The organism is Laribacter hongkongensis DSM 14985 (genome assembly GCF_000423285.1).
Classification (GTDB): Bacteria; Pseudomonadota; Gammaproteobacteria; order Burkholderiales; family Aquaspirillaceae; genus Laribacter; species Laribacter hongkongensis.
In genome coordinates this window covers 60,639-85,199 of the sequence record NZ_AUHR01000008.1, presented here as the reverse complement: position 1 = coordinate 85,199, position 24,561 = coordinate 60,639, and the positions used below count along the sequence as shown (strand labels likewise).

Here is a 24,561-nt window from a genome sequence, read left to right as displayed (position 1 = left end):
CAGGTCTGTTCCCGTAAGGGCCTTGAAACTGACGAGTGCTCCCCGGATTTTCAGCCTCCGGCGTACGTGAAAAAGCGAAGCCGGCAGTGGCTTCGCTTTGCAAGAGAACTGTGCACGTTCGGCCCCCCTGAAATCCAGTCGGTCCGTTCGTACCGGAAGTTCCTGTCAGCGGCAGACGCGGCGCAGCAACACCAGTATGGCACCGTCTCCACCGTCGGCCGGAGGAGCTGCGCAATAGGCCAGCACGTCCGGATGCCGGGACAGCAGGGCCCTGACCATGGGGCGCAGGACCGGACGACCGGCTGATCCAAACCCCTGTCCATGGATCACGCATACCATGCGGTGTCCGTGACGGCTTGCCTGATGCAGGAACAGCAGCAGGCGGGCTTCGGCGGCATCACGATCATGGCCGTGCAGGTCTACGCGGGATGCAACGGGCCAGTGCCGGGTGCGCATGCGCTTGAAAATATCGCGCGGAACGCCATTGCGGACAAAATCAGCGGCTGACTGGTCTTCGTCAAACCAGCTGGCAAATGCCTCGTGCACAGCCGGGCAGGCCATCGTTTCATTGCGCGGGCGAGGGTGAGGAGATGGCAGGGGACGGGGCAGACTGGCCCGGTTGTCGGGCCGCAGCGGCTGTACATCGCGCATCAGTTCCAGAAAGCCGGGCTCCGGAGGCGGAACGACAACAACCGGCGCTGGAGGTTTGACTACCAGCGCCGGTTTGATGGCTTTCAGACGCTCCTTGAGCGGCTTGCTCACATGCGGGAATCAGTGATCAAGAAAACGCTCGGCATCCAGTGCTGCCTGGCATCCGGATGCCGCGCTGGTGACTGCCTGACGGTAAATGTGGTCCTGCACGTCACCGGCGGCGAACACGCCTTCGATGCTGGTAGCGGTTGCATTACCGTCCCGGCCACCGCGGGTGATCAGGTAGCCGGTTTCATCCATGTCCAGCTGGCCCTTGAAAAGATCCGTATTCGGCTTGTGGCCGATGGCGATAAAGACACCGGCAACGGTGATTTCTTCTGCGTGATCGTCCTTGAACTTCAGACGGGCACCGGTGACGCCGGATGCATCTCCCAGCACTTCGTCCAGCACGGCATTCAGCTTGAGGGTGATCTTGCCGGCAGCTACTTTCTCCATCAGCTTGTCGACCATGATCTTTTCCGCACGGAATGCTTCGCGGCGATGGATCAGGGTGACATGGCGGGCGATGTTGGCCAGATACAGGGCTTCTTCCACGGCTGTATTGCCGCCGCCGACCACTGCGACATCCTGGTTCTTGTAGAAGAAGCCGTCACAGGTGGCGCAACCGGACACGCCGCGGCCCATGAAGGCCTCTTCGGACGGCAGGCCCAGATACTGTGCCGAGGCGCCGGTAGCGATGATCAGGGCATCGCAGGTGTATTCACCGGCATCGCCGGTCAGCTTGAACGGGCGCTGGCGCAGCTCGACCGTGTGGATCTGGTCGAAGATCATTTCGGTGCCGAAGCGTTCGGCGTGCTGCTGGAAGCGCTGCATGAGTTCCGGGCCCATCACGCCAGCGGCATCTGCCGGCCAGTTGTCGACCTCGGTCGTGGTCATCAGCTGGCCGCCTTGTGCCAGACCGGTGATCAGCACCGGATTCAGGTTGGCGCGGGCAGAGTAAACGGCAGCTGTGTAACCGGCAGGACCGGAGCCGAGGATCAACAGGGGGCTGTGACGGGTTTGGCTCATGATTGGGTATCCGAAAGTTGTGACTTAAGTCCCGGATTCTAGCATTGCGCCGCGCGGACTTGATTGGACTCTTCTATCATCATCATTGCCTTCAGCAGGCAGGATGAGGGACGATATCGAGTGTGGCCGCCTGTTGCGGTCATGCTTAACTAGGGAGGCAGCACATGGACAGCGTGCAGTCAGTCAACAACCAAAGCGCCAACGTGCTTGACCAGTCAGCCATCTACGCCATCAAGAAGCAACGCGAAGTTGTGAAGGATACGGTGACGACGCTGATCAACTCTGTCGGCCAGTCCTCCAGCCAGACCGTCAATCCGGCCCATCTGGGCCAGAACGTCGACGTTCGCGCCTGACAAGGTTGCGGTAAAACGGCAAACGGGTAGCACTCATGGTGCTACCCGTTTTTTATCGGCATCAGGCTTCCTGTCGTCCATCCGGCAAGGCAGGCCTCAAGGCATGTTTGCCCGGACCATCTAGGGCGGGCACGACGGTCTTGCAGGCCTGGAAACCGGACCGGAGACAAGTACCGGAAGAGCGGTGAAATGCACTTTCACGGGTTCATCCGGTCACTTTGCCAGCCAGCGCGCTTCATTTGCCGCACAGGCCAGCCAGCCAGCTCCAGCGGGCTTGCCAGACCTGGGGAGCCCGCCAGCACAGCCGTCCAAGTGCCGGAACATTGGCGAGGGCCGTCAGCAAAAACAGCAGGGCCAGACTGTCGGTCAGGGCAAGGATCAGCGCACTGGCTGCCGCAGCTGCCACCATGTAAAGCCCATTGACAATATTGTTGGCGGCAATGGCCTGGGAACGGAACTCCTCCGGCGCCGCCGTCTGTAGCCAGGTATACAGCGGGACGGTAAAAAATCCGCCCGCCTGCCCGAGCAGGAACAGGTCTGCCATCGGGCGCCAGTGCCACGGGCTGTGCAGCACCTGTGACAGCAGCAACAGCTCGCCAGTCCACGGTTCGTGTGCAGCCAGATACAGGTCGATGCCGAACACGGTCATGCCCGTGCCGCCCAGCAACACCAGTCCCAGTTCCAGCCGGCCGCGCGACAGCTTGGCACACAGCACCGACCCCACGGCAATGCCGATGGAAAACAGCGCCAGAATGACCGAATACACCTCGGCATTGCCGCCCAGGTGCAGGCGGGTAAAGGTCGGTAACTGGGTGGTGTAGACAGCACCCAGGAGCCAGAACCACGAAATGCCCATGATGGCCGCTCCGACTTCCGGGTAGCGGCGCACGGAGCGCATCAACTGCCAGGTATCACGCCAGACATTGGCCGACAGTTGCAGTTGCGGAGCCGTCGCCGGTGCCACGGGCATGAAAGCACTGGCCAGCCAGCCCAACAGGGCCACTGCCACCAGCACGCCGACGGTGGCATGGTGTCCACCCTCGACCAGCAGCGCCCCGCCGATCTGGCCTACCAGGATGGCAACGAACGTGCCCATTTCGATCAGGCCGTTGCCACCGATCAGTTCGCCTCCCTTGAGGTACTGTGGCAGTACGGCGTATTTCACCGGGCCGAAAAAGGTCGAGTGCGTTCCCATCAGGAACAGTGCCAGCAGGAGCGCGCTGACATGCTGGGTATAAAAGCCCCAGGCTGCCAGCACCATGATGGCGACCTCGGCGAGCTTGACGGCCCGCGCTACCCGGGCCTTGTCGAGTTTTTCGGCCACCCGGCCTGCCGTGGCCGAAAACAGGAAAAACGGCAGGATGAATACGGCAGCGGCCAGATTGACGATCTGCTCGGGCGGCAAACCGGCAAACGACAGCCCGGCATAACTCACCAGTACCAGAAAAGCGGTCTTGAGCAGATTGTCGTTCAATGCGCCCAGAAACTGGGTGCAAAACAGCGGCAGGAACCGCCTGGACGGAAAAAAGGCAAACGAAGCAGCCACAGCATTCCCCGCAAGAAAAAGCGGAAGGCCTGGCCTTCCGCTTGCATGGATTTGACGTCCCGGTTCGGCTTACAGCTTGCCGGTGACCCAGCCCTGCACCGAAGCCAGTGCCTCGGCCAGTTTTTCCGGTTTGCTGCCGCCGGCCATGGCCATGTCAGGCTTGCCCCCCCCCTTGCCGCCGACCTGTCCGGCGACAAAGTTGACCAGCTCGCCAGCCTTGACCTTGCCGGTCAGGTCCTTGGTGACACCGGCAGCCAGCTGCACCTTGCCGTCAGCCTTGCTGGCCAGCACGATGACTGCTGATTGCAGGCGGTCCTTGAGCTTGTCCATGGTGTCGCGCAGGGTAGCTGCATCCGCACCTTCCAGTTCGGCGGCCAGCAGGCGGGCACCGTTGACGGTGACAGCCGAAGCGGCCAGCTCTTCACCGGCGCTGGCAGCCAGCTTGCCCTTGAGGCGGGCGACCTCCTTGTCCAGCCCCTTGAGCTGGTCTTGCAGGGCGGCAATGCGCTCGGCCACTTCTTCGTGCGACTGGGCCTTGAGCATGTGGCAGGCATCGCGCACGAGCTTGTCCTGGGACTGCACGTAGGCCACGGCACCTTCGCCGGTGACGGCTTCAATACGGCGTACGCCGGCAGCCACGCCACCTTCGGAAACGATCTTGAAGAAGCCGATGTCGCCGGTGCGGCTGACGTGGGTGCCGCCGCACAGTTCGGTCGAGAAGTCGCCCATTTTCAGGACGCGGACCACATCGCCGTACTTTTCGCCGAAGAGGGCCATGGCACCGAGCTTCTGGGCATCGTCCATCGACATCAGGCGGGCGCTGACGTCGTAGTTGGCGCCGATGACGAAGTTGACGATGCGCTCGATTTCGGCCATCTGTTCGGCCGAAACCGGCTCGTGGTGCGAGAAGTCGAAGCGGGTCCGCTCGGCCGTGACCAGCGAACCTTTCTGCGTCACGTGCTTGCCCAGCACATCGCGCAGGGCGGCATGCATCAGGTGGGTGACCGAGTGGTTGCGCTGGATGGCGCGGCGGCGGTGCAGGTCAATGGTGGCCACGACCGTCGTGCCGGTCTTGAGCTGCCCGCGCACCAGACGGCCTTCGTGTCCGAAAGCGGCTGCGGTCACTTTCTGTGTGTCCGTCACGTCAAACAGGGCATCCAGTCCGCCGGTGGCGGCCAGCGAGCCGGTGTCACCGATCTGGCCACCGCCTTCGGCGTAGAACGGCGTGCGGTCGAGTACCACCACGCCGCTGTCGCCGGCGGAGAGGGTGTCGACCGGCTGGCCGTCCTTGTACAGCGCGAGAATGCGGCCTTCGGCGGTCGATTCGGCATAGCCCTCAAAACGGGTGTCGTCACCGGCGTAATCGAGCTTGCCACCCATCTTGAAGGTGCTGGCTGCACGGCTCTGGGCGCGCTGGGCTTCCATGGCGGCATCAAAGCCGTCCTGGTCGACCTGCAGGTCGCGCTCGCGGCAGATGTCGGCGGTCAGGTCCAGCGGGAAGCCATAGGTGTCGTACAGCTGGAATGCGGTCTTGCCGTCCAGAACCTGTACGCCGTCCTTGAGGGCTTCTTCGAGCAGGGCCATGCCCTTGTCGAGGGTCTCGGCGAACTTGATTTCTTCTTTTTTCAGCTCGTCTTCGATCAGGGCCTGCTTGGCGCGCAACTCCGGGTAGGCATCACCCATCTCGGCTACCAGGTCGGTTACCAGACGATGGAAGAACAGGCCCTTCTGGCCCAGCTTGTAGCCGTGACGGATGGCGCGACGGATGATGCGGCGCAGCACGTAGCCGCGGCCGTCGTTGGACGGCATGACGCCGTCGGCGATCAGGAACGAACAGGCACGGATGTGGTCGGCAATCACTTTCAGCGACGGTTCGTCCATGCTGAACGGCACGCCGGTTTCGCGGGCAGCGGCACGGATCAGGTTCTGGAACAGGTCGATTTCATAGTTGGAATGCACGCCTTGCAGTACGGCCGAGATGCGCTCAAGGCCCATGCCGGTGTCCACCGAGGGCTTGGGCAGCGGGTTCATCACACCGTCTTCGGTGCGGTTGAACTGCATGAACACGTTGTTCCAGATTTCGATGAAACGGTCGCCGTCTTCATCCGGGCTTCCCGGAGGGCCGCCCCATATGTGGTCGCCGTGATCGTAGAAGATTTCGGTGCACGGGCCGCACGGGCCGGTGTCGCCCATCTGCCAGAAGTTGTCGGAGGCGTACGGCGCACCTTTGTTGTCGCCGATGCGGACGATCTTTTCGGCCGGAACCCCGATTTCCTTGTTCCAGATGTCAAACGCTTCGTCGTCACTGGCGTAGACCGTCACCATCAGCTTTTCTTTGGGCAGGCCGAGCCACTTGGGATCGGTCAGGAATTCCCAGGCGTAGTGGATGGCATCGCGCTTGAAGTAATCCCCGAAGCTGAAGTTGCCCAGCATTTCAAAGAAAGTGTGGTGACGCGCGGTATAGCCGACGTTTTCCAGGTCATTGTGCTTGCCGCCGGCGCGGACGCATTTCTGGCTGGTGGTGGCGCGGGTGTAGGGACGCTTGTCAAAGCCGAGGAACACGTCCTTGAACTGGTTCATGCCGGCATTGGTAAACAACAGGGTGGGATCTTCCCACGGAACCAGAGAGCTGGACGGTACGATCTGGTGGCCTTTGGAGGCGAAAAAATCCAGATACTTCTGGCGGATTTCGGATGCTTTCATGTGCGCTAGCTATCAGTCAGAGTCTTTTGAGAGGCAATGCCCGGCTGGGCCGGGCATTCTTGATCATCACGCGGACGGAATGCGTTGATTGTCTAATGAACGCCGGCAAGATGCAACGCAGCATCAGACCGCTGCATCCGGGCCGTTGGCCGGAGTACGCGACCGGTAGCCGTCAAGCCGTGACTGCCGCGAGTCCGATGCCAGCCACGCCGGTGCCAGGCTGAACAGCGAATGCGGTGCAAAACCCAGCAGGCCGGACGGAAACCCGGCCTGGCTGACATTGTCACTCGCCAAGGAACGGACATTGTCGCGTGACATCAGCGGCTCTCCGGGCAGCAGTTCCATCAGGCCGGCCTGAGGCATGGCCAGACTGTCCGGCAGGCTGATGACCGGACGTTCGTTCCCGGTCAGCTCGCCGACGTATTCCACCAGTTCGCGCAGGGTCAGGATGTCCGGGCCGGCCAGTTCCAGCGTCTGCCCCACGGTCGTGTCGAGTTCCAGCGCCGAGCCGAGTGCCCGTGCCACGTCACCGACCCAGACCGGCTGGAACCGGCAACCGGCACCGGCAAGCGGCAGGCATGGCAGGCTGGCCAGCAGCCGGGCAAACAGGTTGAGAAACCGGTCCTGGGGGCCGAACACGACCGAGGGCCGGAAAATGGTCCACTTGAGCGCCGACGCCCGGACGTGCGCCTCGGCCGCCGCCTTGCTCTGCTGGTACAGGCTGGGACTGTCGGCAGCGGCACCGAGGGCGCTGACGTGCAGGTAGCGCTCGATGCCGGCCTGCCGGCAGGCGGCAAGGGCGCTGATGGTCAGGGCCACGTGTGCCTTTTCGAATTGCGCCCGGCTGCCGTGCAGGATGCCGACCAGATTGACGACAGCGTCACAGCCGGCCAGCGCCTGCGACAAGGCATCCGTATCGCAGGCATCCACTCCGACAATTTCGGCTGTCGGGAAAATCCGGGCCGATGCGGCATGATCCGGCCGTCGGGTCAGGATGACGGTTTCCTTGCCGGTCTCGGTCAGTCGCTCGGTTAGCCAGCTGCCGATAAAACCGCCACCTCCAAGAAGGGCGACGCGCTGGATCGCATTCATGCCGTGTTCCCTTATGGGTCAGCGTCCGTCGGGGGCTGCTGAAGCGGGGCCGTCAATCGGCGCCACGCTGGCCGGGATGGTGCCCAGCCGCGCCTTGAGCGTCAGCGGCGTGTGCTTGAACACTGAAGCATAGTGCACGGCATTCGCCATCACTTTTTTGACATAGTCGCGCGTCTCGTCAAACGGGATGGTTTCGGTGTAGATGGCACCTTCCAGCGGTACCGCTGCCCGCCAGGCCCGTGCCCGGCCGGGGCCTGCGTTGTAGCCGGCCGTCGCCAGCACCGGGTGTCCCAGCGACTGGTTGACGTAGTTGAGGTACCAGGTGCCGAACTGGATGTTGGTGTCCACATCCATGATCGAGTAGTCCTTGACGCCCATCTTGCCGGCAATCCAGCGGGCAGTGGCCGGCATGACCTGCATCAGGCCCTGGGCACCCACGCCGCTGCGGGCCATGTGCACGAAGCGGCTTTCCTGCCGGATCAGGCCATAGATCCAGGCTTCGTCCAGATCCAGCATGCGGGCATAGTGCCGGGTACTGTCGCGGTAGGGCGACATGTAGCGCATTTCCCAGTCGTGGCGATCATCGGTGCGGTCGGCACTGTAGATGGCCATTTCATAGAATCCGACCTTGCTGGCCCGCTCGGCAGAGGCCAGCAGGAAGGCATCGTCCTGGTCGCGCATGGCAAAGCGCCATTCACGCTGTGCGTCAGAGCGGAACTCCGGCCGGCTGTAAACCTGGGAAATCTGGAACAGGGCCAGTGCGCGCTGCACCGACGGTGATGCATCGACCCGGGCCAGGTCCTTGCGGCCCGGCTGCCATTTTTCGGGCGGCGAACTCATGCTGTTGCCCAGTTCTTCGCGGGCCAGCAGGGCATAAAAGCCGTTGCCGTCGTTGGAGGCCTTGACGAACTCGCCATTGGCGCCCGGCTTGCCTTGCGCCATCAGGGCACGACCCTTCCAGTAACGCCAGTCGCCTTTCTGGGCCAGTTTGTCCGGCATGGCGTCAATGACTTTTTCCAGCGTCTGCCAGTCTCCCGCGCGCAGGGCGCTGCGGGCCCACCACTGCCACTGGTTGTCGTCAAGGCTGCTCCGGTTGGTTCTGGCAAAAGCACGCATTGCCAGCTGCACATCCTGGCGCTTGGCGGCCCGCAACCCGATCATGCTCCAGACTTCGCTGGCTTCGGCGGCCGGTACACGCCCGTCGATCTGGTTCATGGCAGCTTCGGCGGCTGCCAGGTTGCTGTTGACGAGCCGGGTAACGGCGTAAAGACGCAGGGCTGCACCGGCCGGCGTGGACGGATTGGCGCTGGCTGCGGCTTTTTGCTGTTCCTGTGTCAGCGGCGTGGCCAGACCAGAGGTCAGGTCACGGGCGGCTGACAGGCGATCGGCCGTCATCAGCACCCGTGCGCGGCGCCAGATATCGGCTTCGCTGGCATGTCCGCCGCTGACCAGGGTGCCCAGCAGGGTTTCACAACCCGGAGATTGCAGCTTGCCGATCATCCAGCGGCCACCCTTGGCTTCGGCAATGGCGGCGGCATCGCTCTGGAACACGCGTAGCGTCAGTTTCTGGCAGCGCAGTTCGTCGTCCAGTGCCACGTCCGGCAGGGCCGGGATTTCGGCGGCAAACGTGCTCCAGTCTCCGCGGCGGGCCACACGGCGCAGCCAGTCGGCCCGGACGCGCTCGGCCAGTACGGAGTCAGGCCAGCGCGTCATGAAGGCGCGCACATCGGCATCGCTGGCATTGTCGAGGTCACGGGTCAGCTGCCAGTAGGCGGGATAGGGGGCCAGCAGGTCGTTTTGCGAGCCGGCCGTGGCCGTCATCAGGGCGGGAACGTCATTGCGTCGCACGGCGTCGCGGGCAGCCACGATATCGGCATCGCTGGCCCAGGCCGGCAGGCTGAGTGCGGCAACCAGAGGGAGGATAAGGAAACGCATGGAACAGGGCTCTTGTAATGGCTGTGAAAACGGTTATTTGCGCCAGAAGGCCGGGCTGAGCAGGATCAGCAGGGTAAAGATTTCCAGACGGCCCAGCAGCATCACCAGCGAGCACACCCAGATCTGGAAGTTGCTGAGAACCGAATAGTTTTCAGCCGGACCGACCACGCCCAGACCCGGACCTGCGTTGTTGATGCAGGCAATGACTGCGGTGAAGCTCGACAGGAAATCCAGTCCGCTGACCATCAGCACAAACGTGAACAGCACAATGCTGGCCGCGTAGACAAAGATGAAGGCCAGCACCGACTGCACCACATTGGAAGGAATCACCCTGTCGCGGATCTTAACCGGAACCACCGCATTTGGATGAAGCAACTTGACCATTTCGCCATTGGACTGTTTGGCCAGCACCAGGGTACGCCCCATCTTGATGCCGCCACCGGTGGAGCCGGCACAGGCGGTGATGCAGGACAGCAGCAGCATCCACAGCGGAGCCGCCACCGGCCACACCGAAAAGTCGGTGCTGGCAAAACCGGAGTCGGTGGCGATCGAGATCAGGTTGAAACTCACGTGGCGCAAGGCGTCGACAAAATCATAGATCCCCATCCAGGTCAGGTAGCCTGACACGGCCAGAATGCTGATGGCGATCAGTGCCAGCATGGATTTGGCTTCGCTGTCCCGGATGTAATGGCGGATGTTGCGGTCGCGGATGGCCAGGAAATGGGTGGCAAAATTCATGGCGGCCAGCAGCATGAAGAACGACAGTACCACTTCGATCGGCACCGAGTTGAAGTAGCCGACACTCGCATCGTGAGTGGAAAACCCGCCAAGGCTCAAGGCTGCGAAGGCATGGCAGACGGCATCGAACCAGTCCATGCCGGCCAGTCTCAGCGCCACCACGCAAGCGGCCGTCAGCAGGGCATAGGCAAACCACAGGTTTTTGGCCGTGTGGGTAATGCGCGGGCTCAGCTTGCTGTCCTTCATCGGGCCCGGTGTTTCGGCCTTGTAGAGCTGCATGCCCCCGATCCCCAGGAGCGGCAGCACGGCCACGGCCAGCACGATGATGCCCATGCCGCCCAGCCAGTTGAGGAAGTGTCGCCAGAAGTTGATGGCCGGGGGCAGGTGATCCAGCCCGGAGAGTACCGTGGCACCTGTGGTGGTCAGGCCGCTCATCGCCTCGAAAAAGGCACTGGTAAAGCCCAGGTCCGGGAAATGCAGCAGGAACGGCGTGGTGGCCGTCGCGGCAAATCCGATCCACAGGAACGACACCAGCATGAAGCCGTCACGCGGTTTCAGCTCGGCTTCGTAACGGCGGGTGACGGCCCACAGCAGCAGCCCGAGAGCCATGCCCACGAACATCGACACCAGGAATTCGTCCAGCGTGCCGTCCTGGTAGATGATCGAAACAACCGCCGGTACGACATACAGGCCGGCGAACAGCATGATCAGTTTTGACAGTACATGCAGGATGGGCAACAGCTTGTGCATCAAAAGAACCCCAGCCTGACTTCAAACAGCTTTTCGATTTCGTGGATCTGCCGGCGGCGCGAAACAAACACGATGAGGTGGTCGCCGCTTTCGATGATCACGTCGTGGTGCGCCATCAGCACGCTGCCCTGCCGCACCAGTGCGCTGATATAGCAGCCTTCCGGCAGGGCCACTTCGTCAATCATGCGCCCGACCAGCCGGGAGGTCTTGCGGTCACCGTGCACGATGGCTTCCATGGCCTCGGCAGCACCCCGTCGCAGCGGATGCACGGCCTCCACGTCTCCACGGCGGATATAGGCGAGGATCGAACCGATGGTCGACAGGTTGGGCGATACGACCACATCAATCCGGTTGCCCTGCAACAGGTCAACGTAACTGCCACGGTTGACCAGGGCAATCACTCGTCGGGCACCCAGTCGCTTGGCCAGCAGGGCCGACATGATGTTGTCTTCGTCGTCATTGGTCAGCGCGCAGAAAACGTCCATCTGGTCGATGTTTTCGCTGTCGAGCAGGTCTTCGTCGGTCGCCTCGCCGGCGAGAACCAGGGCGTGGTCCAGATGGCCGGTCAGCCATTCGCAGCGTGCGCGGCGTTTTTCAATGATCTTGACCTCGTAGCCGGTTTCCAGCTTGCGGGCCAGCCGGTAGCCGATATTGCCGCCTCCCGCGATCATGGCCCGCCGGATCGGGCGCTCGCTGGCGCGCAGTTCTTGCAGGATGTCGCGGATGTGTTCGGTGTCTGCGACGAAAAACACCTCATCGTCCGGCTCGATCACCGTGCTGCCGTCCGGAATCACCAGCCGGTCACGGCGGTAGATGGCACAGATGCGGCACTCGGATTCGGGCAGGTCGTCGCTGATCTGGCGCAGCGGTTTGCCGACCAGCTGTCCGCCCTCGTGGGCATTGACCACCACCAGCCGCACACGGCCACCGGCGAATTCCAGTACTTGCAAGGCGCCCGGAAAGCTGAACAGGTCGTAAAGGTTGTCAGTCACGATCTGCTCGGGGCAGATGCTGGTATCGACGGTGAACTGTTCCAGCACGCTGCCGTTCTTGTACTCGACATAGTCGGCAGCGCGGACGCGGGCGATCTTGGTCGGGATGTTGAACAGCGTACCGGCGAGCTTGCAGGCGATGAGGTTGGTTTCGTCATCCCGCGTCAGGGCCAGCAGCATGTCGGTATCGTCGGCGCCGGCCGCTTCGAGCACGGACGGATGCGCCGCGTTGCCGGCGATGGTCTGGATGTCGTAGCGGTCCTGCAGGGTTTTGAGCAGGTCTGCGTCCAGGTCCACCACGGTGATGTCGTTGGCGTCGCCGCACAGGTTTTCCACCACGCTGGAGCCGACCTGGCCGCCGCCAAGGATAAGGATTTTCACAGGCATGAATCGTTGGATGAATATCGCGGTGATTTTACGCGAGGGTTGCCGGCTTTGCTGTTGTGATAGTTTTTGCGAATGAATGCTTTTTTGACAATTAATTGGATTGATCGAAATGGGGTGACCATAATCCGCTCCATCGATAGCCGCACTGCTTAACCCAAGGAGAGAAACCCATGACCCAGCTGATCAACCGCGAAGGCCAGCGTGTACCGTCCGTCCAGTTCCGTGTCCGTGAAAACAACGACTGGAAAACCGTAACGAGCGACGAGCTGTTTGCCGGCAAGACCGTGGTGGTGTTCTCGCTGCCGGGCGCTTTTACCCCGACCTGCTCGTCCACCCACCTGCCGCGCTACAACGAACTGGCTGCGGTTTTCCGTGAAAACGGCGTGGACAACATCCTGTGCGTATCGGTCAACGACACCTTCGTGATGAACGAATGGGCCAAGGACCAGGAATCGGCCAACATCGTGATGGTGCCGGACGGCAACGGCGAATTCACCGAAGGCATGGGCATGCTGGTCGACAAGGCCGACCTCGGCTTTGGCAAGCGCAGCTGGCGCTACTCCATGCTGGTGAAAGACGGCGTGGTGCAAAAGATGTTCATCGAGCCGCAAGAGCCGGGTGATCCGTTCAAGGTTTCCGACGCCGACACCATGCTGGCCTACATCAACCCGAACGCCAAGAAGCCGGACCAGGTGGTGGTGTTCTCGAAGGATGGCTGCCCGTTCTGCGCCAAGGCCAAGGAACTGCTGTCCGGCAAGGGTTACGACTACATCGACATGGCTCTGGACCACAAGGTTCGCGGCAAGGTGCTGGGTGCCCTGTCCGGCAAGATGACCGCCCCGCAGGTGTTCATCAACGGCAAGCTGATCGGTGGCGCTGAAGAGCTGGAAAAATACCTGGCTGCCTGATCCGCACTGCTTGATTGTTGCCCGCTACCGTTCGCCCGGTAGCCTTCATACCCGCCCGGGACGGCTCGGGCGGGATTTTTTTCAGTCCGCAAACCTGAACATGCCTCAAGTGTTGAGGTTTGCAGACTGCGACAGATCCGGTTTGAAAGAAATGGAGATTGCCATGTCCACCCCGAATACGCGTTACACCGATGTTGCCATCATGGGAACCGGCACTGCCGGTCTGGCGGCCTACCGTGCCGTCAAGGCTGCCGGCCTGTCGGCGCTGCTGATCGAAGGACAGGCTTATGGCACCACCTGCGCCCGCGTGGGCTGCATGCCGTCCAAGCTGCTGATCGCAGCAGCTGAAGCTGCGCATGAAGCGCGGCATACGGAACCGTTCGGCATCAGGGTGGACGGCGTGCAGGTGGACGGCCGCGAGGTCATGGCCCGCGTCCGGGGCGAGCGTGACCGGTTTGTCGGTTTCGTGGTGCAGAGCGTGGACGGCATTCCGGAAGAGGACAAGCTCTGGGGCATGGCACGCTTTGTCGACAATACCGTGTTGCAGGTCGGCGAAGGAGAAGGAGCGATTACCGTACATGCCAGGCGGGTGGTGATTGCCACCGGCTCCAGTCCGGCCGTACCGCCGGGTTTCCGCGAGCTGGGTGATCGACTCATCATCAATGACGATGTGTTTTCATGGGAAACCCTGCCGCGCCGGGTGGCCGTGTTCGGGCCGGGTGTGATCGGTCTGGAGCTGGGACAGGCACTGTCGCGGCTGGGCGTGGACATCCGCTTGTTCGGCATGGGCGGGTCGGTCGGTCCGTTGTCAGATCCGCAGGTCCGTGACTACGCCAAAGGGGTGTTTGCCAGTGAGTTCTACCTCGACGTGGATGCCAAAGTCGAGAGCATGCGTCGCGATGGTGAAGAGGTGGTGATCCGCTATGCCCGTGGCGAGGAGGTGGTCGAAGAGCGCTTTGACTACGTGCTGGCAGCCACTGGCCGTCGCCCGAACGTCGACAATATCGGTCTCGAAAATACGGCCGTGGCCCTGGATGCCCGCGGTGTGCCGGTCTTTGACCGCAATACCCTGCAATGTGGCTCGTTGCCGGTTTTCCTGGCTGGTGATGTCAACAACATCCTGCCCCTGCTGCATGAAGCGGCGGACGAAGGAAAGCTGGCCGGTGAAAATGCGGCGGGCTACCCGCAACTGAAGACCATCCGCCGCCGTGCACCGTTGGCGGTGGTGTTTTCCGACCCGCAGATCGCCATTGTCGGCCAGCGGTACGCCGAGCTGGATGCCGGGCAGATCATGACGGGTGAAGTCAGTTTTGAGGACCAGGGCCGCAGCCGGGTCATGCTGAAAAACCGCGGCCTGATGCATGTGTATGCTGATCGCAAGACCGGCCGTTTCCTGGGGGCTGAGTGGATCGGTCCGCGTGCCGAGAACATTGCCCACACGCTGGCATGGGCATACCAGATGAACCTGACCATCGACGACATGCTGGCCATGCCGTTCTATCACCCGGTGGTGGAAGAGGGTGTGCGTACGGCCTTGCGTGATGCGGCAGCCAAACTGGCAGCCTGATGGCCTGTACATGACAAAACCCCCTGCTTTCGGGCAGGGGGTTTTTGCTTGCCCTGCGGCAAGCCGGGCCGGGTGAACAGCCGCAGCGCTCAGAACGGCAGTGCGGCGTCTGTCTCGGCGCTCAGGACCCGGCGGAAATCGGCCTGGATACGGGCCAGTGCTTCGGGTGTGTCAGCCTCGAAGCGCAGGACGATGACCGGTGTGGTGTTGGATGCCCGGGCAAGGCCGAAGCCGTCGGGGTATTCCACCCGTAGTCCGTCGAGGGTGATGACCTCGTCTGCTCCTTCAAAGCGGGCATTTTCCTGCAAGCGGCTGATCAGGGCGTAATGCTCGCCTTCGGTCATTTTCAGGTTCAGTTCGGGCGTGCTGAGGCTGTTTGGCAGGTTGTTCAGCACGGCACTGGGGTCGTCAACCTGCGACAGGATTTCCAGCAGGCGGGCACCGGCATAGAGGCCGTCATCAAAGCCGTACCAGCGTTCCTTGAAAAACACGTGACCGGACATTTCTCCGGCCAGCAGGGCGCCGGTTTCCTTCATGCGGGCCTTGATGAAGCTGTGGCCGGTGCGAGACATGATCGGTTCACCGCCCATTTCACGAATCCACGGCGCCAGCTTGCGCGTGGACTTGACGTCAAAGATCACCTTGGCGCCATCGTTGCGCGACAGTACGTCACCGGCAAACAGCATCAGCTGGCGGTCCGGATAAATGATCTGCCCGTCCTTGGTGACCACGCCCAGGCGGTCGCCGTCGCCGTCAAACGCCAGGCCCAGCTCGGCATCAGTGGTAGCCAGTGCATGGATCAGGTCTTGCAGGTTTTCCGGCTTGGCCGGGTCAGGGTGATGGTTGGGAAAGGTACCGTCCACGTCGCAGAAGAGTTCGCGCACGCGGCAGCCCAGATGCCGGTAGAGATTGGGTGCAAAGGCGCCGGGTACGCCGTTGCCGCAATCGACCACGATGTTCATCGGCCGGGACAGCTTGATGTCCGAAGTAATGCGGTTGATGTAGGCATCGACGATGTCGTGGGTGCGGTAGCTGCCTTCGCCTTGGGCCAGATCGCGGTTGACCAGCCGGTTACGCAAAGCCTGGATGGCATCGCCAGCGAGAGTGTCTCCCGCCAGCATCATCTTGAAGCCGTTGTAATCCGGCGGGTTGTGACTGCCGGTTACCATGACACCGGACAGGGTGCCGAGTTCGTAGGCAGCAAAATACAGCATCGGAGTAGCAACGCGGCCGACGTCGATGACGTCGGTGCCGGTACTGAGAATGCCTTTTGACAAGGCTTCCGAGAGGTCCGGCCCGGACAGGCGGCCGTCACGGCCGATGCAGATGGCCTTGACCCCGCGGGCCTGGGCTTCGCTGCCGACGGCTTGTCCGATGGCCTCGGCGATGGCGGGGGTTAGTGTCTTGCCGACCACGCCGCGGATATCGTAGGCCTTGAAAATTTCTTGCGGATATTTTTTGTGCATGGTGAGTCGGGCCAGAAGCAAAACGTATGATTATGCCGCGAGTTTATGGGTCAGTTCGACGAGTTGCCCGAGTTTCTGTCGTGCGGCACCCGATGCCAGCAGCTCCTGGGCCAGCCTGATGCCTTCGGCAAGGCTGTCGGTGACACCCGCAACATAGATGGCGGCACCGGCGTTCAGGCAGACGATGTCACGGGCCGGACCGGGCTGGTTGTCGAGTACGGCCAGCAGGCGTGCTTTCGAGTCTTCGGCTGTCGGGGCAGCAAGATCTGCGGCGGAACACCGGGAGAAGCCGAATTCGGCCGGGTCCAGTTCGTATTCCCTGATCCATCCGTTTTTCAGCTCGGCCACGAGGGTCGGGCCGGACAGGCTGATTTCGTCCAGACCGTCACGACCATGTACCACCATGGCGTGGCGGGCGCCCAGTTGTGACAGTACACGCGCCTGGATACCGACCAGATCCGGATGAAAAACGCCCATCAGCTGGTTTTCGGCACCGGCCGGGTTGGTCAGCGGTCCGAGGATGTTGAAGATGGTGCGTACGCCCAGTTCACGCCGTACCGGTGCGACGTACTTCATGGCCGTATGGTGGTTGGGTGCAAACATGAAGCCAAGGCCGATTTCATCGATGCAGCGGCCGACGTTTTCAGCCGACAAGGCCAGCTTGACTCCCAGGGCTTCCAGTACATCGGCACTGCCCGAGCTGGACGAAACGGAGCGGCCTCCGTGCTTGGCAACCTGGGCACCGGCGGCGGCCACGATGAAGGCTGCCGTCGTGGAAATGTTGAAGGTATGGGCGCCGTCGCCTCCCGTACCGCAGGTATCGACGAGGTGGCGTCGTTCTGCCACCGGGACGGTGGTGGCAAATTCACGCATGACGGTTGCGGCAGCAGCGATTTCCGACACGCTTTCGACCTTGACCCGCAGGCCGATCAGGATGCCCGCGATCTGGGCCGGAGTCATGTCGCCACGCATGATCTGCCGCATGATGTCCAGCATTTCGTCAAAAAACAGTTCGTTGCCGTCTATCAGGCGGTTGAGTGCTTGCTGGTGGGTGATCATGTCGGCAATCAGGCGAATTCGGTCAGGAAGTTTTGCAGCATGGCATGGCCATGCTCGGTCAGGATGGATTCAGGGTGAAACTGTACACCTTCAACAGGCAGGGTTTTGTGGCGTACGCCCATGATCTCGCCGTCATCGGTCCAGGCCGTGATCTCCAGACAGTCCGGCAGGCTGTCCCGTTCGATGACCAGACTGTGGTAACGGGTACAGGTTACAGGATTGGGCAAACCGCGAAAAACCCCGCGGTCCAGGTGATGTACCGGCGAGGTTTTGCCGTGCATCAGTGTCCGGGCGTGCACGATCTTGCCACCAAAGGCCTGGCCGATCGACTGGTGCCCCAGACAGACTCCCAGAATAGGGATTGTGCCGGCAAAATGCTGGATGGCTGCCACCGAAACGCCAGCCTCGGACGGCGAGCAAGGGCCGGGAGAAACCACCAGATACTGCGGTTTTTTGGCGGCAATCCCTTCAAGGGAAATTTCATCATTCCGGTAAACCTCAACCGCTTGCCCAAGCTCGCCAAAGTACTGGACAAGGTTGAAAGTAAATGAATCATAGTTGTCAATCATTAATAGCATTGCCGATTTAATCCTTTGGTTTCATTGGGATTTTGCATGTCGACGATATTTTGATATCAACCTTGATAACAACTTTTTAGTTTGCTTGGCGGTTGCTCGGCGATGTGCACCCCGGAACCATCTCATTATCATGCGGTGCCAGGCGGGCCCACAAGCAGAAAAAAGAGGGGAAAGAGCGTCTGGACTTTTGGTTGAGCGGTAAGCAACAACCCCGGGCCGAAGCCCGGGGTTTGTCATTTCAGATACTCGTTGATCACCGCCAGGCATGCCGTCAGCTACCGGACGGCGTCGTCGGCATCATCGGCGATGGCGACAATATCATCAGCAACCGCTGCCGAAAGCTAGGCTCGCGCGGCTGCATCACCGCTGCTGGCAGCGGGGTCATCTGCGGACAGTCCGCACGAACCTGCATTGACGGGGACTGACAGCCACATAGTGCCAGCGAGCAACTGGTGGAACAGGTCAGCGTTTTGTTTTTCTGCATTTCGTTGATTCTCCTGATGGTTTTTTTCCAGCGAGGACATCGCCAGCGCTTGACTGCGCTCACGCGGCTTCATCAGCGCCGTCGACTGCCGGCGCTCGGAATCAGCTACTGCTGCATTCCAGCGCACACGCAGGCTTACCCGTCTTCACGCCTTCGGTCGTGCCAAAACCGATGGTCGGCACATCCCCTGGCACGGGGATATATCCACTTCTGCGCAGGCTTTTCAGGATCGCTGTCGTTGCTTCGAATGAAGTACGCCCGGCTCTTGATGCCGGGACAGGGATGTCGATGATTGACATGGCCGACTCCTGAAAAGAAAAACCCGGTGCTGGACCGGAGAGCAGATAAAAAAAACCACCTCTGTGAAAGGTGGGTAATTGGTCGATAGCTCGTGCTTCTTGCCATGCATCGGACTACCCGATATGGGCTGCATGACTGCCGTTCTCGCTTTCCGGTCGGTTGGATCGAAGCGAACGACCTTGAGTATCCCGGCTTACGCCGACCGCAGCGACCGGACTACTGGGTGGAAATGGACAATTCAAATGTCATTAAAAATACCACCGAAAAATTTTATTGCTGTGTGAGATATTCCACACGTGGTTGGGGTTTACATAAGTAACAGGTCAACTTGGCGTTTGGTATGTACTGTGCATAAGCATTAGAGAGCCTGCTTTCCTAGGTGCTGTCATTGCTGCTATTGCCAGCTTGAACCTGTGTCTTGCGATGGATCATGGGAGTCACCTTTATGATAAAATTATATTGGGCAAGCGGGATATAGGTAACTTTTCAAGTAACATGTATATGTTCAAACCCGGGAGAAATAAAATGCAAATATCCACATCATGCTTGACGAATGGTTCTGAAGTTTTTCTGTCTCAAAAATTAAAAACAAAAGAAAAAACAGCGGCAGAATTTCCTAGTTTATCTAATTTTACAGATGCTAATACATCAAAAGAGACTCTGCGCGTATATGGTGGAGAGAAAAAGGGTAATTTTGATTTGGCCGCATCTCTTTATTTCAATACATTAAAAACTCCATCAAGCAATGATAAAGAGGGTAGGGTAGATGATCGGTTTAGAGAGCTGCTTGTCAATGCTGCGAACAGTGATCCGCAATTTGCAAAAGATTACACTGAGCAATTTGCATATGATGAGTCATTTGAGACCACAGGACCTTTGGTTGACATTTCTGGATGGCCTGTTGTCAGATATTCGTATACTGGTGAAATTGTGACAGATCAAAACATGTCGCAGTTTAAAAGTAAGGCAGCCGAAGTTCGTGCTGAACTTTCCTCTATTTATCAAGCAGAAAAATCAAATGGCGTATCAGATATTGAAATAATGAAAAAATTATTTCAATATATGGACACTTTGCCTGATACTTATTTGAGAATTTTGGGATGGGAAAAATCCCAACAAGCTTGATGAATATCTGGATGGATAACTAGTAACGCTATCTTTAAATGGTAGCAGGCATCGTGATGTTTGGTTAAAAATCAAACTGATTTACATCATTTATATCGAAGGCACCTGATTCAGACAAGAAACTGGATGTCAGGAGGAATCAGCCAACGGAAGCCATTTCTTGTTTTCCCGGATGCCTTCGATGTACCGGCTCTCTTTCAAACCGGCGGGCGCACATTTTTGTGCACCATGTGCAATGGTGTTCCCGTCTACCTCCCTGTCGTTCCCTATGGTTTAAGGACACGTCCATCAGTTCCGGTTGGACCACGCCGCCATAACTCGCGCATCAGACAGATAACAGACTTCGTTTGCGCCATTCCCGGTCGCTGGTGCCACCTCACCGGGTATGCGCTCCCTTGTGGTCAGGAGGCCAGGTCAACATGTCGTGGCTTCTGTCAATGCCGGTGAGGAGGGATCGCTGCCTGAGTGCCGGTTTGTTCGATAGCCTTCACAGGGAATGGTTGTTGTTGTCTTTGTTGGTAATCACGATCTGTACAGAAGTTGCCTTGATGAGTGCCTCGGCCCGGGAAATATCAGCGTTCTCGCCTCCGGTGAGGATCAGCCGCAGGTTATTGTCCAACGCGGTGATGCATGCATTTTGGTCGCCAGCGCTGCTGCGTGAACGGCCGATTTCCTGATTGCCAGCGTTTTTGTGCTCCGGCGACATGCTGGTGGGCATCTGACGATGCTTGAATCAATCAACGCTTCTTCCGGATCAGCCTGATCCTGCGAGGCCTCAGCCATTCAGTGCCAGACGGCATGGGCTTCCCGTCTGGAGGAGGTCAAGGCCAGTCCCTTGATGGGTTTTTATACTGTCTTTATATCTGTTCATCCGGTTTTTACGCCCGGTTTACAACGGATTTTTTATCTTTTCCCTGTCCCGTTTTATCCAAAAAAGGGCTGGAAAATGTCAGTAAAAACTATCAAGGAGCGCTGCCATGCATGCTGATCAAGCCTGGACGCTCTGGCTGGCCGGGGCGGTTGCTGCCGGGCTGTTTGTCTATCTCGTCTACATGCTGCTGCACGCGGAGGAGATCGAGTGAACCACTCTGCCGTAGCCCAGACCGGGCTGTATTTGCTAGTTCTCCTCGCGCTGGCATGGCCGTTGGGCCGTTATCTGGCAGCCTTGCTGGAAGGGCGGCTGGCGCAGCGTTTTGCCTGGATGGGGCGCATCGAGAGGGGCATCCTGTGGCTGATGGGGGCGGCGCCTGACGAGGAAATGGGCTGGAAGCGTTATGCGGCCGCCATTCTGCTGTTCAATCTCGCCGGCGTTGTGTTGTTGTTCCTGTTGCAGCGCTGGCAAGGCATGTTGCCGCTGAATCCGGCCGGGCTGGAGGGGATGAGTGCGGATTCGGCCCTGAACACGGCCGTTTCCTTTGTCACCAATACCAACTGGCAGGGCTACAGCGGCGAAACCACCATGAGCCTGCTGACGCAGATGCTCGGGCTGGCTGTGCAGAATTTCCTGTCGGCCGCGACCGGTATCGCCGTGGTGGTCGCACTGGTGCGCGGTTTTGTGCGTAGCGGCGGGGGTGCCATCGGCAATGCCTGGCTGGATTTGCTGCGCGCGACCCTGTGGCTGCTGCTGCCGCTGTCCATTGTGGTGGCACTGGTGCTGGTGTGGCAGGGCGTGGTGCAGAACTGGTATGCCGGCCTGACCATCAGTTCACTGGAATCCCACACCACCCAGCTGCTGGCCAGTGGCCCGGTGGCGTCGCAAGAGGCCATCAAGCTCTTGGGAACCAATGGTGGCGGGTTTTTCAATGCCAACTCGGCGCACCCGTTCGAAAACCCCACACCGTTCAGCAACTGGGTGGAAATGCTGTCGATCTTCCTGGTGCCCGCGGCGCTGGTGGTGATGTTCGGCCGCATGGTTGGTGACTTGCGCCAGGGGGTAGTGTTGCTGGCGGCCATGACCGTGCTGTTTGTCGGTGCTTTTGCCGTGGTGTATCTGGCCGAATCGCAGGCCAACCCGTTGCTGACGGCGCTGGGAGCTGCCGGTGACAGCGGCAATCTGGAAGGCAAGGAAGTGCGCTTCGGCGTGCTGGCATCGTCCCTGTTTGCCACCATTACCACCGCTGCCAGCTGCGGCGCGGTCAATGCCATGCACGACAGCCTGATGCCGCTGGGTGGCGGCATGACCATGCTGCTGATGCAACTGGGCGAAGTGGTGTTCGGCGGGGTCGGCTCCGGCCTCTACGGCATGCTGCTGTTCGCGGTGCTGGCGGTATTCATGGCCGGGCTGATGATCGGCCGCACGCCGGAATACCTTGGCAAGAAGATCGGTGCGCCGGAAATGAAACTGGTGTCGGTCGCCATTCTGGTCGGGCCGCTGCTGGTGCTGGCCGGCACGGCCATTGCCGTGCTGACCGAAGCCGGGCGTGCCGGTATGGCCAATCCGGGTGCCCATGGTTTCTCGGAAGTGCTGTATGCCTTTTCGTCGGCGGCCAACAACAACGGCTCGGCCTTTGCCGGCCTGTCGGCCAATACCCCGTTCTACAACCTGATGCTGGCTGTTGCGATGTGGTTCGGGCGCTTTGCCGTCATCGTGCCGGTGCTGGCTCTGGCCGGCAGTCTGGCCGGCAAGCCACGGCTGGCCGCCACCGCCGGCACCCTGCCGACGCATGGCCCGCTGTTTGTCGTGCTGCTGGTGCTGTCGGTGCTGCTGATCGGTGCGCTGACCTATATCCCGGCACTGGCCCTCGGGCCGGTGATCGACCACCTGCAACTGTTCTCCCGCTGAGAGAGGGCATATCCCATGTCCCAAGATAAAAAACTGCCGCTGTTCGAGGCGGCCCTGGTCAAGCCGGCGCTGGCCGAATCCCTGCGCAAACTGTCGCCGCGCGTGCAGTGGCGTAGTCCGGTGATGTTCGTGGTCTGGGTCGGCAGCCTCTTGACCACCGTACTGGGGCTGGAGGCCGCCTGGCGCGGCGCGCCCGGCACCGGTTTCATCTTCGCTGTCGCGGCCTGGCTGTGGTTTACCGTGCTGTTTGCCAACTTTGCCGAGGCGCTGGCCGAAGGGCGCGGCAAGGCCCAGGCGGCTGCCCTGCGCGGCTCGCGTCGCAACGTGATGGCCAAAAAACTGTCGAACGCAGACCGCCGCAGCGGCATCCGGCTGGTGGAATCGTCTGACCTGCGCCTGGGCGACCTGATCCTGGTCGAGGCCGGCGATACCATCCCGGCCGATGCCGAAGTGCTGGAAGGCGTGGCGTCGGTGGACGAATCCGCCATTACCGGCGAATCCGCACCGGTCATCCGCGAATCCGGCGGCGATTTCTCGTCGATTACCGGCGGCACCCGCGTGCTGTCGGACTGGCTGGTGGCGCGGGTGAGCGCCAATCCGGGCGAGGCGTTTCTCGACCGCATGATTTCGATGGTGGAGGGCGCCAAACGCCGCCGCACCCCGAACGAAATCGCGCTGACCCTGCTCCTGCTGGCACTGACGCTGATCTTCCTGCTGGCCTGCACCACCTTGCTGCCGTTTTCGCTGTTTGCGGTGGAGGCTGCCGGCACGGGGCTGCCGATCAGCCTGACCGCCCTGGTGGCACTGCTGGTGTGCCTGATTCCGACCACCATCGGCGGCCTGCTGTCGGCCATCGGCGTGGCCGGCATGAGCCGCATGATGCAGGCCAATGTGATTGCCACCTCCGGCCGCGCCGTCGAGGCGGCGGGGGACGTGGACGTGCTGCTGCTCGACAAGACCGGCACCATCACGCTGGGCAACCGGCAGGCCACGGCTTTCCTGCCGGCACCGGGCGTGACGCGCGAGGTGCTGGCCGACGCGGCGCAACTGGCCTCGCTGGCCGACGAAACCCCGGAGGGGCGCTCGATCGTGGTGCTGGCCAAGACTGACTTCGGCCTGCGCGGCCGCGACGTGGTGGATGCGGTGTTCATCCCGTTTACCGCCCAGACCCGCATGAGCGGGGTGGATCTCGGCGCCCGCCGTATCCGCAAGGGCTCGGCCGATGCCATCGAGCGCTATCTGGGCGAAGCCGGGCAGGCGCTGCCGGCCGGCGTGCGTCAGCTGGTGGATGACGTGGCCCGCCGCGGCGCCACGCCGCTGGTGGTGGCCGATGACCAGACCGTACTGGGGGTGGTCGAGCTCAAGGACATCGTCAAGGGCGGTATCAAGGAGCGGTTTGCCGAACTGCGCCGCATGGGCATCAAGACGGTGATGATTACCGGCGACAACCGGCTGACTGCCGCCGCGATTGCGGCCGAAGCCGGGGTGGATGATTTTCTGGCCGAGGCGCGTCCGGAAGACAAGCTGGCGCTGATCCGCCGCTATCAGGAGGCCGGCAAGCTGGTGGCCATGACCGGTGACGGCACCAACGATGCCCCGGCACTGGCGCAGGCCGACGTGGCGGTGGCGATGAACAGCGGCACCCAGGCAGCCAAAGAGGCCGGCAACATGGTTGACCTCGACAGCAACCCGACCAAGCTGATCGAGATTGTCGAGACCGGCAAGCAGATGCTGATGACGCGCGGCGCGTTGACCACCTTCAGCATTGCCAACGACGTGGCCAAGTATTTCGCCATCATCCCGGCGGCGTTTGCACTGACCTATCCGCAGCTTGGGGTGCTGGACGTGATGGGGCTGGCAAGCCCGGCGTCGGCCATCCTGTCGGCGGTGATTTTCAATGCGCTGATCATCGTGGCGCTGATTCCGCTGGCGTTGCGCGGCATTGCCTACCGGCCGCTGGCTGCTGCTTCGCTGCTGCGCCGCAATCTTCTGATCTATGGTGCCGGCGGCCTGCTGGTGCCGTTTGCCGGCATCAAGGCCATCGACATGGCGCTGGCCATGACCGGACTGGTGTAAA

At 60.9% G+C, this 24,561-nt stretch carries 20 protein-coding genes; 7 read left to right on the top strand and 13 right to left on the bottom strand.

All coding sequences use genetic code 11. From position 1 onward, the window contains the following. Positions 1–165 precede the first annotated feature (165 nt). Positions 166–762: a Smr/MutS family protein gene (locus G542_RS0109730; protein WP_027823996.1), complete on the bottom strand. Its 597-nt coding sequence runs from the start codon at positions 760–762 to the stop codon at positions 166–168. A gap of 9 nt (positions 763–771) precedes the next feature. Next, positions 772–1,719, bottom strand: a complete 948-nt coding sequence (gene trxB / locus G542_RS0109725) for a thioredoxin-disulfide reductase (protein ID WP_027823995.1) — start codon at positions 1,717–1,719, stop codon at positions 772–774. A 164-nt stretch (positions 1,720–1,883) separates the two neighbouring features. Between trxB and G542_RS0109720 the strand changes: the two genes are divergently transcribed. Beyond that, the gene (locus tag G542_RS0109720) at positions 1,884–2,072 is read left to right on the top strand and encodes a hypothetical protein (protein ID WP_012696958.1); all 189 of its coding nucleotides are present in this window, start codon (positions 1,884–1,886) and stop codon (positions 2,070–2,072) included. 235 nt (positions 2,073–2,307) lie between these two features. On the opposite strand, the gene G542_RS0109715 is transcribed toward G542_RS0109720, so the two are convergent. From G542_RS0109715 to trkA, 6 genes are all read right to left on the bottom strand, one after another. Beyond that, complete coding sequence (locus tag G542_RS0109715; protein WP_027823994.1) at positions 2,308–3,618, bottom strand: MFS transporter; 1,311 nt, start codon at positions 3,616–3,618, stop codon at positions 2,308–2,310. Positions 3,619–3,687: 69 nt separating this feature from the next. Then, a complete protein-coding gene (gene alaS / locus G542_RS0109710; protein ID WP_027823993.1) occupies positions 3,688–6,321 on the bottom strand; it encodes an alanine--tRNA ligase in 2,634 nt (877 codons plus the stop codon). A 123-nt stretch (positions 6,322–6,444) separates the two neighbouring features. Then, positions 6,445–7,413 (bottom strand): complex I NDUFA9 subunit family protein, encoded by a 969-nt coding sequence (locus tag G542_RS0109705; RefSeq protein WP_027823992.1) that lies wholly within the window; start codon positions 7,411–7,413, stop codon positions 6,445–6,447. Positions 7,414–7,431: 18 nt separating this feature from the next. Then, positions 7,432–9,348, bottom strand: a complete 1,917-nt coding sequence (locus G542_RS16490; protein WP_051190000.1) for a lytic transglycosylase domain-containing protein — start codon at positions 9,346–9,348, stop codon at positions 7,432–7,434. A 33-nt stretch (positions 9,349–9,381) separates the two neighbouring features. Then, entirely contained in the window at positions 9,382–10,836 is a 1,455-nt protein-coding gene (locus G542_RS0109695; RefSeq protein ID WP_012696963.1) for a TrkH family potassium uptake protein, read from the bottom strand. Beyond that, a complete protein-coding gene (trkA, locus tag G542_RS0109690) occupies positions 10,836–12,209 on the bottom strand; it encodes a Trk system potassium transporter TrkA (RefSeq protein WP_027823991.1) in 1,374 nt (457 codons plus the stop codon). The genes G542_RS0109695 and trkA overlap by 1 nt, the downstream gene beginning before the upstream one ends. Before the next feature lie 176 nt (positions 12,210–12,385). On the opposite strand from trkA, the gene G542_RS0109685 reads away from it, so the two are divergent. Continuing rightward, positions 12,386–13,123 carry a glutathione peroxidase gene (locus tag G542_RS0109685; RefSeq protein WP_012696966.1) on the top strand — a complete coding sequence of 246 codons (738 nt, stop codon included), beginning with the start codon at positions 12,386–12,388 and terminating at the stop codon, positions 13,121–13,123. A 163-nt stretch (positions 13,124–13,286) separates the two neighbouring features. Beyond that, on the top strand, positions 13,287–14,690 hold the full coding sequence (locus G542_RS0109680) for a dihydrolipoyl dehydrogenase (RefSeq protein WP_027823990.1): 1,404 nt from the start codon (positions 13,287–13,289) through the stop codon (positions 14,688–14,690). Between the two features lie 89 nt (positions 14,691–14,779). Here G542_RS0109680 and G542_RS0109675 read toward each other — a convergent pair whose 3' ends face one another. The 4 genes from G542_RS0109675 to G542_RS18525 all read right to left on the bottom strand — a co-directional run bounded on the left by G542_RS0109675 (position 14,780) and on the right by G542_RS18525 (position 18,576). Further along, positions 14,780–16,156, bottom strand: a complete 1,377-nt coding sequence (locus tag G542_RS0109675) for a phosphomannomutase/phosphoglucomutase (protein WP_027823989.1) — start codon at positions 16,154–16,156, stop codon at positions 14,780–14,782. Between the two features lie 30 nt (positions 16,157–16,186). Beyond that, the gene (gene trpD / locus G542_RS0109670) at positions 16,187–17,215 is read right to left on the bottom strand and encodes an anthranilate phosphoribosyltransferase (protein WP_027823988.1); all 1,029 of its coding nucleotides are present in this window, start codon (positions 17,213–17,215) and stop codon (positions 16,187–16,189) included. Between the two features lie 8 nt (positions 17,216–17,223). Continuing rightward, a complete protein-coding gene (locus G542_RS0109665; RefSeq protein WP_012696970.1) occupies positions 17,224–17,793 on the bottom strand; it encodes an aminodeoxychorismate/anthranilate synthase component II in 570 nt (189 codons plus the stop codon). A 585-nt stretch (positions 17,794–18,378) separates the two neighbouring features. Then, the gene (locus tag G542_RS18525) at positions 18,379–18,576 is read right to left on the bottom strand and encodes a hypothetical protein (protein ID WP_155826641.1); all 198 of its coding nucleotides are present in this window, start codon (positions 18,574–18,576) and stop codon (positions 18,379–18,381) included. A gap of 526 nt (positions 18,577–19,102) precedes the next feature. Between G542_RS18525 and G542_RS18520 the strand changes: the two genes are divergently transcribed. Further along, positions 19,103–19,702, top strand: coding sequence for a hypothetical protein (locus tag G542_RS18520; protein WP_155826639.1), 600 nt, complete (start codon positions 19,103–19,105; stop codon positions 19,700–19,702). Positions 19,703–20,189: 487 nt separating this feature from the next. Here the strand turns inward: G542_RS18520 and G542_RS0109655 are convergent, their stop codons facing one another. Next, entirely contained in the window at positions 20,190–20,420 is a 231-nt protein-coding gene (locus G542_RS0109655) for a hypothetical protein (RefSeq protein WP_027823986.1), read from the bottom strand. A 259-nt stretch (positions 20,421–20,679) separates the two neighbouring features. Between G542_RS0109655 and kdpF the strand changes: the two genes are divergently transcribed. Genes kdpF through kdpB form a run of 3 tightly spaced genes read left to right on the top strand, consistent with a single transcriptional unit; the run spans position 20,680 to position 24,560 of the window. Further along, the gene (gene kdpF, locus G542_RS0109650; protein WP_027823985.1) at positions 20,680–20,784 is read left to right on the top strand and encodes a K(+)-transporting ATPase subunit F; all 105 of its coding nucleotides are present in this window, start codon (positions 20,680–20,682) and stop codon (positions 20,782–20,784) included. Continuing rightward, on the top strand, positions 20,781–22,484 hold the full coding sequence (gene kdpA / locus G542_RS0109645; protein ID WP_012697046.1) for a potassium-transporting ATPase subunit KdpA: 1,704 nt from the start codon (positions 20,781–20,783) through the stop codon (positions 22,482–22,484). The genes kdpF and kdpA overlap by 4 nt, the downstream gene beginning before the upstream one ends. Before the next feature lie 15 nt (positions 22,485–22,499). Beyond that, the gene (gene kdpB / locus G542_RS0109640; RefSeq protein ID WP_027823984.1) at positions 22,500–24,560 is read left to right on the top strand and encodes a potassium-transporting ATPase subunit KdpB; all 2,061 of its coding nucleotides are present in this window, start codon (positions 22,500–22,502) and stop codon (positions 24,558–24,560) included. The last annotated feature ends 1 nt before the right edge of the window (position 24,561 follow it).

Excerpts from the sequence above, each read along its gene's own strand:
- trxB (WP_027823995.1), bottom strand. The coding sequence starts at position 1,719 with ATGAGCCAAACCCGTCACAGCCCCCTGTTGATCCTCGGCTCCGGTCCT.
- G542_RS0109720 (WP_012696958.1), top strand. The coding sequence starts at position 1,884 with ATGGACAGCGTGCAGTCAGTCAACAACCAAAGCGCCAACGTGCTTGAC.
- alaS (WP_027823993.1), bottom strand. The coding sequence starts at position 6,321 with ATGAAAGCATCCGAAATCCGCCAGAAGTATCTGGATTTTTTCGCCTCC.
- G542_RS0109705 (WP_027823992.1), bottom strand. The coding sequence starts at position 7,413 with ATGAATGCGATCCAGCGCGTCGCCCTTCTTGGAGGTGGCGGTTTTATC.
- G542_RS16490 (WP_051190000.1), bottom strand. The coding sequence starts at position 9,348 with ATGCGTTTCCTTATCCTCCCTCTGGTTGCCGCACTCAGCCTGCCGGCC.
- G542_RS0109695 (WP_012696963.1), bottom strand. The coding sequence starts at position 10,836 with ATGCACAAGCTGTTGCCCATCCTGCATGTACTGTCAAAACTGATCATG.
- G542_RS0109685 (WP_012696966.1), top strand. The coding sequence starts at position 12,386 with ATGACCCAGCTGATCAACCGCGAAGGCCAGCGTGTACCGTCCGTCCAG.
- G542_RS0109680 (WP_027823990.1), top strand. The coding sequence starts at position 13,287 with ATGTCCACCCCGAATACGCGTTACACCGATGTTGCCATCATGGGAACC.
- G542_RS0109675 (WP_027823989.1), bottom strand. The coding sequence starts at position 16,156 with ATGCACAAAAAATATCCGCAAGAAATTTTCAAGGCCTACGATATCCGC.
- trpD (WP_027823988.1), bottom strand. The coding sequence starts at position 17,215 with ATGATCACCCACCAGCAAGCACTCAACCGCCTGATAGACGGCAACGAA.
- G542_RS0109665 (WP_012696970.1), bottom strand. The coding sequence starts at position 17,793 with ATGCTATTAATGATTGACAACTATGATTCATTTACTTTCAACCTTGTC.
- G542_RS18525 (WP_155826641.1), bottom strand. The coding sequence starts at position 18,576 with ATGTCAATCATCGACATCCCTGTCCCGGCATCAAGAGCCGGGCGTACT.
- G542_RS18520 (WP_155826639.1), top strand. The coding sequence starts at position 19,103 with ATGCAAATATCCACATCATGCTTGACGAATGGTTCTGAAGTTTTTCTG.
- G542_RS0109655 (WP_027823986.1), bottom strand. The coding sequence starts at position 20,420 with ATGCCCACCAGCATGTCGCCGGAGCACAAAAACGCTGGCAATCAGGAA.
- kdpF (WP_027823985.1), top strand. The coding sequence starts at position 20,680 with ATGCATGCTGATCAAGCCTGGACGCTCTGGCTGGCCGGGGCGGTTGCT.
- kdpB (WP_027823984.1), top strand. The coding sequence starts at position 22,500 with ATGTCCCAAGATAAAAAACTGCCGCTGTTCGAGGCGGCCCTGGTCAAG.